Consider the following 15,166-nt stretch of genomic DNA (forward strand, 5'->3'; position numbering starts at 1 on the left):
GTCGTCAGATCCGGTCCGGTTCCTCTGTTCTCAATCCGTCTCCCCGTCCAGCCCCAGCCAGTGCCGGCCGTCGCGGGCTAGAAGCGCGTCGGCCTCCTTGGGGCCGGTGCTCCCCGCGGGATAGAATTTCACATCCGCCTGCGGCCAGCCCTTCAGCAGCGGGTCCACCGCCGCCCAGCCGGCCTCGATATTGTCGGCCCGCTGGAACAGGGTCGCGTCGCCGGTCATGCAATCGTACAGCAGCGTTTCGTAGCCGACATTCGGCGTATCGGCGAAGAAATCCTTGTAGCGGAAGCCGGAGCGCACCCGACCGATTGTCATCTGCGGCCCCGGCACCTTCACGTTGAACTCGGTGCTCACCCCGTGATCCGGGTCGATCAGGATCCGCATCACGGTCGGCCCCAGATCGGCGGTCGGCGTGTCCTCGAACATCTTGAACGGGGCCGGCTTGAACAAAACCGCGATCTCGGTGCGCCGCCCGGTCATGCGCTTGCCGGTGCGGATGTAGAAGGGCACGCCCGCCCAGCGCCAGTTCTCGATGTGGAGCTTCAACGCGATGTAGGTCTCGGTGACCGAATCCTTCGCGACATGCGGCTCGTCCCGGTAGGCGGGCACGTCGCGCCCCTCCGAGGTGCCGGCGGTGTACTGACCGCGCACCGCATCCTCCGGCGGGATCGGCCGCACCGCCTCGGCGAGCTTGGCCTTCTCGGTGCGCACGGCCTCCGCGTCGAAGGAGTTCGGCGGCTCCATGCCCACCATGCAGAGGAGCTGGAACATGTGGTTGGGCACCATGTCGCGCAGCGCACCGGTGGGCTCGTAGAACCCGCCGCGCTCCTCGACGCCGACCGTCTCGGCCGCGGTGATCTGGATGCTGTCGATGTATTCCCGCCGCCAGACCGGCTCCAGCAGACCGTTGGCGAAGCGGAACGCCATGATCGACTGCACGGTCTCCTTACCCAGGAAGTGGTCGATCCGGTAGAACTGGCTCTCGTCACCCTGCTTCAGGATGCGGGCGTTGAGCTCCCGGGCCGAGGCGAGGTCGGAGCCGAACGGCTTCTCGATGACCACGCGGCGGAAGGTGTCGCCCTCTTGGCGGAGCAGGCCGGCTTGGCCCAGCCCGTCCACGATCGTCCCGAAGAAGCGCGCCGCCACCGCGCAGTAGAACACCGCGTTGCCGGTGACCCTCTGCTTCACGGCCTCGAAAGTCTCGGGTTTCTCGAAATCGCCCTTCAGGTAGTGCAGGCGCTCCCGGATGAAGCCCCAGCTCTTGGGATCGATATGGTCGGCGTGGAACTCCGAGGTCGGGTCCTTGCTGAACGCCTCCAGGGTCTTGGTGAGGTTGTCACGCAGGGATTCATCGGTGCCGTCGCTGTGATCGACGCCGAGGATCGAGAACCCGTCCGAGAGAAGCCCCGCGCCCGCGAGGTTGTAGAGCGAGGGCATCAGCAGGCGCTTGGTCAGGTCGCCGCCCGCGCCGAAGATCACCAGCGTGCAGGGCGGCGCCGGCTTGGTGCCGCAGGCGGCGTCGTTCTTGAGGGCTGTCGTCTGCTCGGCCATCCCCGGCTCCCGTCCATCTGCAGTGCAGCAAACCGGCGGGACAACCCGTCCTGGGGAGGGTCCGTTCCGGCCCCGAGGCTTGGGATCCCAAAGGGCGTGCCCTTTGGTGGGGTGTCGGGGTGAAACCCCGACGCACGGCTCGTCCGCCCCCAGGAAGGGGTGAACGAGCCGTGCCGCAGGGCTCTGCCCTGCACCCGCAAAAGGGACTGTCCCTTTTGAAACCCAATACCGTCCGCTGGCCCTACTCGTCCGGGCGGACCGCCTGACCGCCCCGGTCGATCGGCAGGCTCGGTCCCTTCAGCTCGGAATCGCTCGGCAGGGAGCGCACGTCCCAGCCGCCGCCGAGCGCCCGGATCAGCGTCACGGCCGCGGTGAAGCGGCTGAGCCGGACCTGAAGGGCGTTGATCTCGTTGGTCACGAGCAGGCCCTGCGCGGTCACCACGGTGGTGAAGTTCTGCGTGCCGGCCCGGTACTCGTTCAGCGTGATCTCCACCGCCTTGCGCGACAGCTCGACCGCCTTGTCCTGCGCGGCCTGCTGCTGGCCGAGGATGCGCAGGGCCGCCATCTGGTTCTCGACCTCCGCGTAGGCGGCGAGCACCACCTGCCGGTAATTGGCCACCTGGGCGTCGTAGGCGGCCTCGGCCGAGCGCAGGGCCGCCGTGCGGGCACCGCCGTCGAACAGCACCTCGCTCCCCGAGGCCGCCACCGACCAGAACTGGTTGGCGGCCGAGAACAGGCCGTTGCGGGTGAGCCCCGAGACGCCGCCCTGGGCCGAGATCGTCACGGTGGGGAAGAAGGCCGCCACCGCCACGCCGATGCGCTCGCTCTGCGCCTGGACGAGGCGCTCGGCCTGCGCGACGTCCGGACGCCGTTCCAGCAGGTCGCCGGGGATGCCCACCGGCACCTTTGGGGGATTCGGGCCGATGCCGGCCACCGGGATCGACACCTCGGAGGGCGGGCGCCCGATCAGGGTGGCGATGGCGTTCACGTACTGAACCCGGGTCAGCCGCACCGCGATGGCCTGGGCCTCGATGGTCTGGACCTGGGTCTGCGCGGTGATCACGTCGGACCGGGCCGCCACGCCGGCGGCATATTGGTTCTCGGTGATCTGCGCGGTCTTCCTGAAGTTCTCGACATTCTCGTCGAGCACCTTCTGGAGGGAATCGGCGTAGCGGACGGTCAGGTAGTCGGCCGCGACCTCCGCCTGGATGGTCAGGCGGGTCAGCGCGATCGTGGCGGCGTCGGATTGGGCCAGCGCCGCCTCGCTCTCGATGGTGCGGCGGGTGCCCCCGAACAGGTCGAGCTGCCAGCTCGCCTCGCCGACCAAGGCCGCGCTGGTGCGCACGGTCCCGGTGCTGCCGCCGCCGCTGCCCGCGCGCGTGATGCTCGGCGCGCCGATCACCGTCGGGTACAGGGCGGCCTGCGCGGAGGCGACCAGCGCCCGCGCCTGCCGGTAATTCGCCACCGCCTGCCGGAGCGACTGGTTGTCGACATCGACGAGGCGGATCAGCCGGTCGAGAGTCGGATCCCGGAAGACCCGCCACCAGTCGCCGCGCTCGACGGCATCGCTCGGCCGCGCCTCGCGAAACCCCTTCTTGCGCGCGGCGACATAGGCCGGGCTGTCTTCCCGGATGCCGCCCTGCTTGTAGCCGAAAGGCGTCTCCACCGAGGGCCGGGAATAATCCGGTCCGACCACGCAGCCTGCGAGAAGGGGAGCGGTGAGGAGGAGGGCGGCGAAGGTGAAGAGCGCACCTCCCACCCTGAACCTCATCCTGAGGTGCCGGAGCGTAGCGCAGGCCTCGAAGGAGCCTTCCAGCCGGCCGCGCGATCCCTGGAAGTCTCCTTCGAGGCGGCTTCGCCGCACCTCAGGATGAGGGTGTGGGTTGGACCAACCCACGCGGACGGCCGCGGCCGCCGATGTTTCACGTGAAACCTTAACCATCATTCTCCGGCCGGCAGGGCCGCTTCTCCGCCCCGTCCGGCGCGCCTGCGGCGGTCGAGCACCCTGTGCCTGAGTCGGTCAAGGGTGAGATACACGACGGGGGTGGTGTAGAGGGTCAGGATCTGGCTCACGATCAACCCGCCCACGATGGCGATGCCGAGCGGCCGGCGCAGTTCCGCGCCCTCGCCGTTGGCCAGGATCAGGGGCACGGCGCCGAGCATCGCCGCCAGCGTCGTCATCATGATCGGCCGGAAGCGCAGGAGACAGGCCTCCCGGATCGCATCCACGGGATTCGCGCCCCGGGTCCGCTCGGAGTCGATCGCCACGTCGATCATCATGATCGCGTTCTTCTTCACGATGCCGATCAGCAGGAACACCGCGATCAGCGCGATGATGGTGAAGTCGGTCCCCGTCACCAGCAGCGCCAGCACCGCGCCGACGCCGGCCGAGGGGAGGGTGGAGAGGATCGTGAGCGGATGCACGAAGCTCTCGTACAGGATCCCGAGCACCGCGTAGACCGCCAGGATCGCGGCCAGGATCAGGAGCGGCTGGCGCGAGGCCGAGGCCACGTAGTTCTTGGCGGCGCCGGCATATTCGCCGTGGATCGTGGCCGGCAGGTGCAGGTTGGCCATCGCCCGGTCGATCGCGTCGGTCGCGTCCGACAGGCTCTTGCCCGGGGCGAGGTTGAACGAGATCGTGGTCGCCACGAACAGGCCCTGATGGCTGACCTGCGTGGGGGCATTGCCGGGTTCGATCCGCGCGAAGGCCGAGAGCGGGACCATGGTCTCCTTGGCGGCCGAGACCGGGGCGCTCGACGAGGCGCCGCCCTTCGAGGCCGCGATGGCGTTGGCGGAGGCGTTGCGGGCGGAATCCGACGCGATGGCGGCGGCGTTCGAGGCGGTGTCGGCGGTGCTCGCGGAGGCGGCCGCCGCGGCGGCGCCCGTGCTCCCGGTCGCACTCCCCACCGCCCCCGAGCCGGCGGCGCCGGAGGCGGACGCCGCGCTGCCCGGGCTGCTGGTTCCGGTCGCCGCGTTGGTGTTGACGCCGCTCGCTGTCGCCACGGTGCCGGCCACCGCGTTGGTGGTGGCGGAGCCGGCCGCGTTGCCGCCCGAGGTCGAGACGTAGATCTGCTTCAGCGTCTCCGGGGTCTCCAGGTAGCGCGGCGCGATCTCCATCACGACGTGGTACTGGTTCAGCGGGTTGTAGATCGTCGAGACCTGCCGCTGCCCGAAGGCGTCGTAGAGGGTGTTGTCGATCTTGTTCGGGGTGATGCCGTAGCGGAAGGCGGTGTTGCGGTCGATCACCACGCGGCTCTCCAGGCCACCCTCCTGCTGGTCGGAGGTCACGTCCGCGAAGGTCGGGTCCTTCTGCAGGGCCGCCACCAGCTTCGGGGCAGCGGCGAACAGCTCCTCGGGGGTGTCGCCCTGGAGGGTGTACTGGTACTGGGCAAAGCTCTGGCGGCCGCCCATCTGCAGATCCTGGCGGGGGAACACATAGAGCCGGGCGCCCGCCACCTGGGCGAGCTTCGGCCGCAGCCGCGTCATCACCTCCGAGATCGGCGCTCGCTCGTTCAGCGGTTTCAGCCCGACGAACACGTTGGCCGAGTTGGTGCCGCGCCCGCCCGTGAAGCCGACGACGCTCTCCACCGCCGGATCGGCGCCGACGATCGACGTCGCCTGCTTGAGCTTCTGCTCCATGGACTGGAACGAGATGCGCTGGTCGGCCTGGATGCCGCCCATCATCTGGCCGGTATCCTGCTCGGGGAAAAAACCCTTCGGGACGATGATGTAGAGGTAGACGTTGAGACCCACCGTGGCGAGCAGGGTCAGCAGCACGAGGCGCGGATGGGCGAGCGCCACCTCCAGCGTCCGCGCATAGGCGCCGAGCAGCCGGGAGAAGCCGCCCTCCAGCATCCGGATCAGAAGGTTCGGCCGCCGCCCCGATGCCGGTGCCCCGTCCGGACCGTGCCCCTCGGCGCGCAGCAGCCGGGCGCACATCATCGGCGTGGTGGTGAGCGACAGCACCAGCGAGATCAGGATCGACAGCGACAGGGTGACGGAAAATTCCTGGAAGATGCGGCCGACGAGGCCGCCCATCAGCAGGATCGGCAGGAACACCGCGATGAGCGACAGGCTCATCGAGATCACCGTGAACCCGACCTCCCGGGCGCCGATCAGCGCCGCCTGGAGCCGGGGCTTGCCCGCCTCGATGTGCCGCTGGACGTTCTCCAGCACCACGATGGCGTCGTCGACCACGAAGCCGGTGCCGATGATCAGCGCGGTGAGCGACAGGATGTTGAGCGAGTAGCCGAGCAGGTACATCGCCGAGAAGGTGCCGATGATCGAGATCGGCACGGCCACCGCCGGGACCAGGGTGGCCCGCCAGGAGCGCAGGAAGGCGAAGACCACCAGGATCACGAGCCCGACCGCCACCAGCAGCGTCTCCTCGGTGGCCGAGAGCGAGGCGCGGATCGTGGCGCTGCGGTCGCCGGTGAGCTTGATGTCGATGCCGCCGGGGAGCGCCGCGGTGATCTGCGGCAGGGCCTCCTTCACGGCCCGGATGGTCTCGACCACGTTGGCGCCGGGCTGCTTGTAGACGAACAGCAGCACGCCGGCCTTGCCGTTGACGATGCCGAGGTTGCGCTTGTCCTCGACCCCGTCGAGCACCTGCCCGACATCGGTGAGCTTCACCGCGGCGCCGTTGCGGTAGGCCACGATGATGTCGCGGTAATCGGCGGCCTTGCGGCCCTGGTCGTTGGCGTAGAGCTGGTAGCGGCGATTGCCGGCGTCGATCTCGCCCTTGGGCGAATTGGCGTTGGCCGAGGCGAGCGCGGCGCGGATGCCTTCGAGGCCGATGCCGTAATTGAACAGGGCCGTGGGATCGAGCTCGACCCGCACGGCCGGCAGGGACGAGCCGCCGATATCGACATTGCCGACGCCCGGCAGCTGCGAGAGCTTCTGCTGCACCACGGTGGCGGCGGAATCGTAGACCTGGCCGCGGGTCAGGGTCTCCGAGGTCATGCCGAGGATGATGATCGGCGTGTCGGCGGGGTTGAACTTCCGGTAGGTCGGGTTCTGGCGGAGCGCCGTCGGCAGGTCGGCACGCGCCGCGTTGATGGCGGCCTGGACGTCGCGGGCGGCCCCGTCGATGTCGCGGTTGAGGCCGAACAGCAGCACGATCCGGGTCGAGCCCAGCGTGTTGGTGGACGTCATCTCGTTGACGTCCGCGATGGCGCCGAGCCTGCGCTCCAGAGGGGCCGCCACCGTGGTGGCCATGGTGTCGGGCGAGGCCCCGGCCATCTGGGCCTGGACGAGGATCACGGGGAAGTCGATCTGCGGCAGCGGCGCCACCGGCAGCTTCAGGAAGGCGAACAGGCCGGCGAGCAGCACGCCGATGGTGAGCAGCGTGGTCGCCACCGGCCGCCGGATGAACGGCTCGGAGATGTTCACGGGTGGGGGCCCCCGTGGGTTGGCGCAACCTGATCGGAAGAGGAACGATCGGCCCCGCGCATCTCCCTCCCCCGCAGAGGGGGGAGGGGGGAGCTTTGACTTGTCTTTGTCGCGACGGCTTCAGCAAGTCTATCGAGCACCAAGTCCAGATTGCTCAGCACAAGCTCGTTCGGGAAGCGCAGGACCGTGAAGCCCTGGCTCGTCAGCCAAGCGTCGCGCTGCCGCCGCGCCTCGGTCTCGTGCGGCTCCCCGTCCAGCTCGACGATCAGACGTGCGGAGGCACAGAGGAAATCCGCGATGTATGGTGGGATCGGCACCTGCCGCCGGAACTTAAGACCATGGAAGCGGCCGCCGCGCACCTGCTGCCAGAAAGCATCCTCGGCCCGCGTATAGGATTGCCGCTGCTCCCGGGCGAAGCTGCGCAGGCGCGCATCGGGCTTGCCATGACGCCGGTCGTTCCGAGGTGGCCCCGGGTCGGAGCCGCCACGCGCCCTCCCTCCCCCCTCTGCGGGGGAGGGTGGCCCCCGAAGGGGGTCGGGTCGGGACGAAGTCCCGCAAGGGGGGAGCGACGCATCCGGAAAGGTCGCGACGGGCCTCAGCTCCTGAACCGTCGCGCTGCCCCTCTCCCGACCCCTGCTGACGCAGGGGCCACCCTCCCCCACAGAGGGGGGAGGGGGTGAGGCGGCATCGTCCCGCTTCATCACGGCAACACCTCGCCGCCTTCAATCTCCGGGCGCCGCCCGGCAATCCGCCGCTCCAGCCGGTCGAACGCCAGATAAATCACCGGCGTCGTGAACAGCGTCAGCACCTGACTGACGATCAGACCGCCCGCGATGCAGATGCCGAGCGGCTGGCGCAGCTCCGAGCCCACGCCGGTGCCGAGGATCAGCGGCACCGCCGCGAACAAAGCCGCGAGCGTCGTCATCAGGATCGGCCGGAAGCGCAGCAGGCAGGCCTGGAAGATCGCCTCCCGGGGCTCCAGCCCGTCCTCGCGCTCCGCCTGGAGCGCGAAGTCGATCATCATGATCGCGTTCTTCTTCACGATGCCGATCAAGAGCACGATGCCGATCACCGCGATGATGTCGAGCGACAGGCCGAACAGCATCAGGCCGAGCAGCGCCCCGATCCCCGCCGAGGGCAGGGTCGAGAGGATCGTGATCGGGTGGATGAAGCTTTCGTAGAGGACGCCCAGCACGATGTAGACGGTCACGATCGCCGCCAGAACGAGGAACAGCTCGTTGCCGAGCGCCGACTGGAAGGCGAAGACCGAGCCCTGCGGCACCACCCGGAACGAGGGCGGCAGCCCGATCGCGGCCTTGGCCTGATCGATCGCCTCCACTGCCTGCCCCAGCGCCGCGCCGGGCGCGAGGTTGAACGACACGGTGGTGGCCGGGAACTGGCCGAGATGCGAGATCAGCAAAGGCGCCCGCCGCTCGCTGATCCGCGCCACGGCCGAGAGCGGCACCTGCCCGTTGGCCGCCGTCGAGGAGGGCAGGTAGATCGAATCGAGGCTGCGGAGCGTCGTGTGCAGCTTCGGGTCCGCCTCCAGGATCACCCGGTACTGGTTGGACTGCGTGAAGATCGTCGAGATGATCCGCTGCCCGAAGGCGTCGTAGAGAGCGTTGTCGATGGTGGCCGGGGTGATGCCGTAGCGGCCGGCGGTCGGCCGGTCGATCGTCACGTAGGCGGCGAGCCCCTGGCCCTGGTGGTCGCTCGCCACGTCCGTGACCACCGGCGATTGCGCCAGCGCCTCGGTGAAGCGCGGCACCCAGGTCTCGAAATCGTCGATGTTCGGGCTCTCCAGGATCACCTGGTACTGGGTCGCCGAGACCGCGGTGTCGATGGTCAGGTCCTGGACCGGCTGCATGTAGAGCCGCAGGCCGGGCTCGTTCGCGGCCGCCGCCGAGATCCGCCGGATGATCGCGCTGGCCGAGGCCGTGCGCGCCTCCCGGGGCTTCAGGTTGATCAGCATCCGGCCGGAATTGAGCGTGACGTTCTGGCCATCGACCCCGATGAACGACGACAGGCTCGCCACGTCCGGGTCCTTGAGGACGATCTCGGCCATCCGCTGCTGGCGCTCGGCCATGGCGGCGTAGGAGACCGACTGATCGGCCTGCGTGATGCCCTGGATCACGCCCGTGTCCTGCACGGGGAAGAAGCCCTTCGGGATCACCACGAACAGGTAGGCGGTGAGCGCGAGCGTGCCCAACGCCACCAGCAGCGTCAGGCCCTGGTGGTTCAGCACCACCCGCAGGGCCCGGCCGTAGGCTTCGATCGTGCCGTCGATGGCGCGGCGGCCGAGGCGGGAAATCGCGCCCTCCCGGCGGTGGCGGGGCTCGGCCTCGGGCACGTGCTTCAGGAGCCGGGCGCACAGCATCGGCACCAGGGTCAGCGAGACCACCGCCGAGATCACGATCGTGGCCGCCAGCGTGATGGCGAATTCGTGGAACAGCCGCCCGACCACGTCGCCCATGAACAGCAGCGGGATCAGCACGGCGATCAGCGAGACGGTGAGCGAGATGATGGTGAAGCCGATCTCGCGTGAGCCCTTCAGCGCCGCCTCCAGGGGCGAATCGCCGGCCTCGACGTGCCGGGCGATGTTCTCGATCACCACGATGGCGTCGTCCACCACGAAGCCGGTGGCGATGGTGAGCGCCATCAGCGACAGGTTGTCGAGGGAGAAGCCGTAGAGATCCATCACCGACAGGGCGCCGACCAGCGACAGCGGCACCGACAGGCTCGGGATCAGGGTCGCCGACAGGCTGCGCAGGAACAGGAAGATCACCAGCACGACGAGGGCGATGGCGAGGCCGAGTTCGAACTGCACGTCCTCCACGGAGGCGCGGATCGTGGTGGTCCGGTCGGTGAGCGGCGCCACCGCCACGGCGGCCGGCAGGCTCGCCTGGAGCTGCGGCAGCAGCGCCTTGATCTTGTCGACGGTGGCGATGACGTTGGCGCCGGGCTGGCGCTGGATGTTGAGGATCACCGCCGGGGTCGCGTCGGCCCAGGCGCCGAGCTTGGTGTTCTCCGGCCCCTCGACCACGTCGGCGACCTCGGAGAGCATGACCGGGGCGCCGTTGCGGTAGGCGATGATCGCCGAATCGTAGGCCTTCGGGTCGCGGATCTGGTCGTTGGCGTTGATCGCGTAGGACTGCTTCGGCCCGTCGATCGTGCCCTTCGGCGTGTTGACGTTGAGGTTGGTGATGGTGGTGCGCAGGTCGTCGATGTTGAGCCCGTAGGCGGCGAGCGCCCGCGCGTTGAACCGCACCCGCACGGAGGGCCGCTGGCCGCCCGAGATGCTCACGAGGCCGACGCCCGCCACCTGGCTGATTCTTTGGGCGAGGCGCGATTCTGCGAGGTCGCGCACCTGCGTCAGCGGCAGCGTCTTGGAGGTCAGCGCCAGCGTCAGGACCGGGGCGTCGGCCGGGTTGACCTTGGCGTAGATCGGCGGCGCCGGCAGGTCGGAGGGCAGCAGGTTGCCGGCGGCGTTGATCGCCGCCTGGACCTGCTGCTCGGCGATGTCGAGGGACAGGTCCAGGCTGAACTGCAGGGTGATGACCGAGGCGCCCGCCGAGGATTGCGAGGTCATCTGGTTGAGGTTGGCGAGCTGGCCGAACTGCCGCTCGAGCGGCGCCGTCACCGAGGAGGTCATCACCTCGGGGCTGGCGCCGGGATAGAAGGTCTGGATCTGGATCGTCGGGTAATCGACCGCCGGCAGCGCCGAGACCGGCAGGTTCAGGTACGACACGCCGCCGACGATCAGGATCGCCAGCATCAAGAGCGTCGTGGCCACCGGGCGGAGGATGAAGAGGCGGGACGGGTTCATCGGCGCGCCGCCTTTTTCCCCTGTCTCCGCGGGCGGGGAGAGGCCCGCAGGCACCTTGTCGTGCCTGCGGGAAGCGGAGGCGAAGCCGAAACGGCGGTGAGGGGGTGCCGCAGGATGAGGCTTCTACGGCCAAGCCCCCTCACCTTCGGCTGCCGCCTCGCTCCGGCGACGACGAGGTCGCCGGAGCCCTCTCCCCGCGCGCGGGGAGAGGGGAGGAAGCCGCACACGCGCGCTGCCAACCGCCTCACTGCGCCTGACGGCGCCGGTGCCGACGGCCGCCCTCCGTTGTCCCTTGCGAGTCCGCCGCCCCGTCGGCCTTCACCTCCCCCTTGCCGTCCGGCTTCGCCTCCGCGGCCTTGCCCGCATCGGCCTGCGCGCCCTCGGTGATGCGCACCGGCGCGCCGTCCTTCAGCCGGTCGGTGCCGTCCGTGACGACGCGGTCGCCCAGGTTCAGGCCGGAGACCACCACCGTGTGGGTCCCGTCGGTCTCGCCGGTCTTGATCGGCCGGACCGTGACCTTGCTGTCCCCGTCCATCAGGTAGACGTAGGTGCCGGGCGTGCCCTGGAGCAGGGCCGCGTTCGGCACCAGCGTGGCATTCCGCACCGTGTCGACCGTCAGCTTGGCGTTGACGAACTGGTTCGGAAACAGCTCCTCGTCGGCGTTGTCGAACAGGGCGCGCAGTTTCACCGTACCGGTGGTCGTGTCGATCTGGTTGTCGACCGTGTCGAGCCGGCCGGTGGCGATCTCGTGGGCGTCGCCGCGGTCGTAGGCCCGCACGATGAGCTTCGCGCCCGCCCGCACCTGCCGCATCACCCGCGCGACGTCGTCCTCCGGCAGGGTGAACACCACCGAGATCGGATGGAGCTGGGTCACCACCACGATCGCCGTCGAGGCGGCCGAGATGTAGTTGCCCTGATCGACCTGCCGCAGGCCGACCCGCCCGTCCACCGGCGACGTGATGTGCGTATAGGCGATGTTGAGCTTCTGCTGGTCGACCAGCGCCTGGTCGGCCGCGACCGTGCCCTCGTTCTGCTTCACCAGGGCGGCCTGCGTGTCGACATTCTGCCTGGAGATCGAATCCTGCCGGTTCAACGTCTGGTAGCGCTGGAGGTCGAGCTTCGAGTTCTGCAAGAGCGCCTGATCGCGGGCGAGCTGGCCCTGGTACTGGGCAAGCAGGGCCTCGTAGGGCCGCGAATCGATTCGGGCGAGTTCGTCGCCCGCCTTGACCATCTGGCCTTCCCGGAACTGGACCTGCATGAGGTAGCCGCTGATCTGCGACTTCACCGTCACGGTGGCGAGGGGCGTCACGGTGCCGAGGCCCTGGAGCACCACCGGCATGTCGCCGGTCGTGACCGACGCGATGCCGACCGCCTGCGGCATGTCGGCCCCGCCGTGCCGGCCACCGCGGCCGCCGGCATGCTGCCCGGTCGCGGGCGCGGCCCCCTTGTCGGTTCGCGCCTCGTACCAGCGATGGCCGATCGCCCCGGCGCCGGCCAGCAGCACCAGGATCACGAGCCAGCGGATCGGCCGGAACCGCCGCCGGACATCGCGCACGGGCGCCTCGCCGGGCTGGTAGGCGCGGGCCGTGTCGGTCCGGATCGGTGAACTCTCGTTCATGACTGACTCATGTCTGGCTGGAGCCGAGACCGCCGCTCCGATGGACGGCCCCGTTCCCGCGTGTCCAAACCCCTGTGCCTGCCCCCGCGACGCCGGTCGCCGAGACTTGGTCTGAGACCATTGCCGTCTCATGTCGGACCGGGGCGGAAACGACTCCCGGCGTCGAGCCTAAGCCCATAACGGTATCTGGGGCCTGTACGGCTCATGACCGCGGCGACATCTTCGCCGCCCGGGCAGCCTGGATCGGTGCCTGCCCAATGCGCCGTCACTAGGGCGGCGAGGTTTCAGTCGTGTTGCTGGTGGTCCGCCCCGCCCGGTCCCCTGTCGGATCCGGGCCTTGCCCCGGGTTCCGGCGCCGCATAGGCGCGCAGCACCGTCCGGAAACCGGCATCGACGGGAATCACCGGCAGGGTGCGGCGGAGGAGGAGGCCGCCTGCGGCGCATACAAGAGCGAGGATCAGGCAGCGGGTGGCCGTTCGCATCGTCGATTCTGGAACAGCCGCTGACACCGGAGGCGGGACGACCCGGCCATCGGCCCGCCGGTGCGATCAGGCCGAGCCGTTCTGGCCGAAAACCTAGCCCCGAAACGTCGAAAGGACCACCGACCCGCAAGTCGATGGTCCTTCGAGAGGACCGGAGCGGCACCCTGCAGAGGGGGCGAGGGGGCGAAGCCCCGTCGACAGGAGCGCCGTTCCGGCCGTGAGGGAAACCTACGATACGAGTGATGAAAGTCAACATTCGTCAGCCGTCCGTTTTCGGCGACGCGATACGTCTGTGCGACGGCGCACATTCCTCATCCCGTCGCACCCATGCTACAGGCCGGCCATGCTGAGCCCGTCCTGGCCCGATCCCCTGTTCCGCCGCTCATGAATCCGGTCTTCGCGACGCTGCCCACGACGGTGTTCGAGACCATGTCGCGGCTCGCCCGGACCCACGGCGCGATCAATCTCGGCCAGGGTTTTCCCGACGATCCGGGGCCGGCCGACATCCGCCGGCACGGCGCCCGCGCCCTGGTGGAGGGCTGGAACCAGTATCCGCCGATGATGGGCGTGCCGGCCCTGCGTGAGGCGGTGGCGGCGCATTACGCGGCGCATCAGGGGCTCGCCCTCGATCCCGAGACGGAGGTGATGGTGACCTCCGGCGCCACGGAGGCCCTGGCCGGCGCGCTGCTGGCCCTGATCGAGCCCGGCGACGAGGTCGTGCTGTTCGCACCCCTCTACGACGCCTACCTGCCGCTGGTCCGGCGCGCCGGGGGCGTGCCGCGGGTCGTGACCCTGACGCCGCCGGCCTTCCGCCTGAACGAGGCCGCCCTGGCGGAGGCCTTCAGCGACCGCACCAAGGTCGTGGTGCTGAACAACCCGCTCAACCCCGGCGCCACCCTGTCCGGGCCGGACGACCTCGCGCTGCTCGCCCGCTTCTGCTGCCGCTTCGACGTGACCGCGCTCTGCGACGAGGTCTGGGAGCACGTGGTCTTCGACGGCGCACGCCACGTCCCGCTCATGGCGCTGCCCGGGATGCGCGCGCGGACGGTGAAGATCGGCTCGGCGGGCAAGATCTTCTCGCTCACCGGCTGGAAGGTCGGCTTCGTGATGGCCGATGCCCGGCTGATGCAGGGGCTCGCCAAGGCGCACCAGTTCCTCACCTTCACGACGCCGCCGAACCTTCAGGAGGCGGTGGCCTACGGCCTCGCCAAGCCCCCGGGCTGGTTCAACGCCATGCGGGCCGGCTACGCACGGTCCCGGGACCGGCTCGCCGGCGGCCTGCGGGCACTGGGCTTCGACGTGCTGCCGAGCCGAGCGACGTGGTTCCTCAACATCGATATCGCGGACTTGGCTCTGAGAGATCCGGGCCTGGGCGATGACGTGGCGTTCTGCGAGGCGCTCGTCACCCGCCACGGCGTGGCGGCGATCCCGGTGAGCGCCTTCTACCCGGACGCCTCCGTGCGGACGCTCGTGCGCCTGTGCTTCGCCAAGGACGACGCCACCCTGGACGCCGCCCTCGACCGGATGAGCGGGCTCGGCCCGAGGCACCCATGAGGCGCGCGAGCCCGTTCCTTGCGGGGATCCGTTGGCGGGGCCACATCGTTGACAGCGATGGCATCCCCACGGACCGCAACCATGGATTTCACCCAGGCCCACCCGGCCGGGCGCTTCGCCCGGGCCGAAACCGTCTCCGGCGGCCGGCCGGCCTTCCTGTCGGCGGATCTCGGCCGCGAGGCGAGCCTCGCCCGGCTGGAAACGCTGGCCCACCTGATGGACACGGCCTTCATCATCCCGGGCATCAACCGGCGGGTCGGGTTCGACGCGCTGATCGGCCTCGTTCCGGTGATCGGCGACGTGGCCGGCATGGTGATCTCGTCCTTCATCGTCTACGAGGCCCGGCGCCTCGGGGCGCCGCGCTGGCTGCTCGCCCGGATGGGGCTCAACGTGGCCTTCGACGGGCTGATCGGCGCAGTGCCGGTGGCGGGCGACCTGTTCGACGCCGCCTTCAAGGCCAACCGTCGCAACGTCCGCCTGCTGCGCCGCTGGATGGAACGCAGCGGCGGCCTGCGCCCGACCGAGATCGAGGGCACCGCGACCCGGCTCGACGGCTGAGTACTTGCGGACGGGCGCATTTGGGCCTCCTCCCTCCCCCCTGTGCGGGGGCGGGTACCCTGCGCAGCAGGGGGGGAGAGGGGCTGCGCGACGGTTCAGGCCATGAAGCCGGTCGCGACCCTTCCGAAAACGTCGCTCCCCTCTCCCGACCCGGCCTGACGGCCGGGCCACCCTCCTCCG

General features: G+C 69.6%; 8 protein-coding genes. 2 read left to right on the forward strand and 6 right to left on the reverse strand.

Annotated features, from left to right (window positions below; translation table 11 throughout):
- Positions 1 to 30: 30 nt before the first annotated feature.
- The 6 genes from zwf to FVE89_RS15525 all read right to left on the reverse strand — a co-directional run bounded on the left by zwf (position 31) and on the right by FVE89_RS15525 (position 12,392).
- Positions 31 to 1,557 carry a glucose-6-phosphate dehydrogenase gene (gene zwf / locus FVE89_RS15500; RefSeq protein WP_160534835.1) on the reverse strand — a complete coding sequence of 509 codons (1,527 nt, stop codon included), beginning with the start codon at positions 1,555 to 1,557 and terminating at the stop codon, positions 31 to 33.
- 241 nt (positions 1,558 to 1,798) lie between these two features.
- On the reverse strand, positions 1,799 to 3,328 hold the full coding sequence (locus FVE89_RS15505; protein WP_160534837.1) for an efflux transporter outer membrane subunit: 1,530 nt from the start codon (positions 3,326 to 3,328) through the stop codon (positions 1,799 to 1,801).
- 170 nt (positions 3,329 to 3,498) lie between these two features.
- Positions 3,499 to 6,948 (reverse strand): efflux RND transporter permease subunit, encoded by a 3,450-nt coding sequence (locus FVE89_RS15510; RefSeq protein WP_160534838.1) that lies wholly within the window; start codon positions 6,946 to 6,948, stop codon positions 3,499 to 3,501.
- Entirely contained in the window at positions 6,945 to 7,649 is a 705-nt protein-coding gene (locus FVE89_RS31175) for an endonuclease domain-containing protein (RefSeq protein WP_246730796.1), read from the reverse strand. Before FVE89_RS31175 ends, FVE89_RS15510 begins: the two co-directional genes overlap by 4 nt.
- Positions 7,649 to 10,774: an MdtB/MuxB family multidrug efflux RND transporter permease subunit gene (locus FVE89_RS15520; protein ID WP_160534840.1), complete on the reverse strand. Its 3,126-nt coding sequence runs from the start codon at positions 10,772 to 10,774 to the stop codon at positions 7,649 to 7,651. The genes FVE89_RS31175 and FVE89_RS15520 overlap by 1 nt, the downstream gene beginning before the upstream one ends.
- A 244-nt stretch (positions 10,775 to 11,018) precedes the next feature.
- The gene (locus FVE89_RS15525) at positions 11,019 to 12,392 is read right to left on the reverse strand and encodes an MdtA/MuxA family multidrug efflux RND transporter periplasmic adaptor subunit (RefSeq protein ID WP_160534842.1); all 1,374 of its coding nucleotides are present in this window, start codon (positions 12,390 to 12,392) and stop codon (positions 11,019 to 11,021) included.
- Between the two features lie 866 nt (positions 12,393 to 13,258).
- Here FVE89_RS15525 and FVE89_RS15530 point away from each other — a divergent pair.
- Positions 13,259 to 14,428 (forward strand): aminotransferase, encoded by a 1,170-nt coding sequence (locus FVE89_RS15530; protein WP_160534844.1) that lies wholly within the window; start codon positions 13,259 to 13,261, stop codon positions 14,426 to 14,428.
- An 81-nt stretch (positions 14,429 to 14,509) separates the two neighbouring features.
- A complete protein-coding gene (locus FVE89_RS15535) occupies positions 14,510 to 14,986 on the forward strand; it encodes a DUF4112 domain-containing protein (protein ID WP_160534846.1) in 477 nt (158 codons plus the stop codon).
- The last annotated feature ends 180 nt before the right edge of the window (positions 14,987 to 15,166 follow it).

Source organism: Methylobacterium sp. 2A, from assembly GCF_009806555.1.
Lineage (GTDB): Bacteria > Pseudomonadota > Alphaproteobacteria > Rhizobiales > Beijerinckiaceae > Methylobacterium.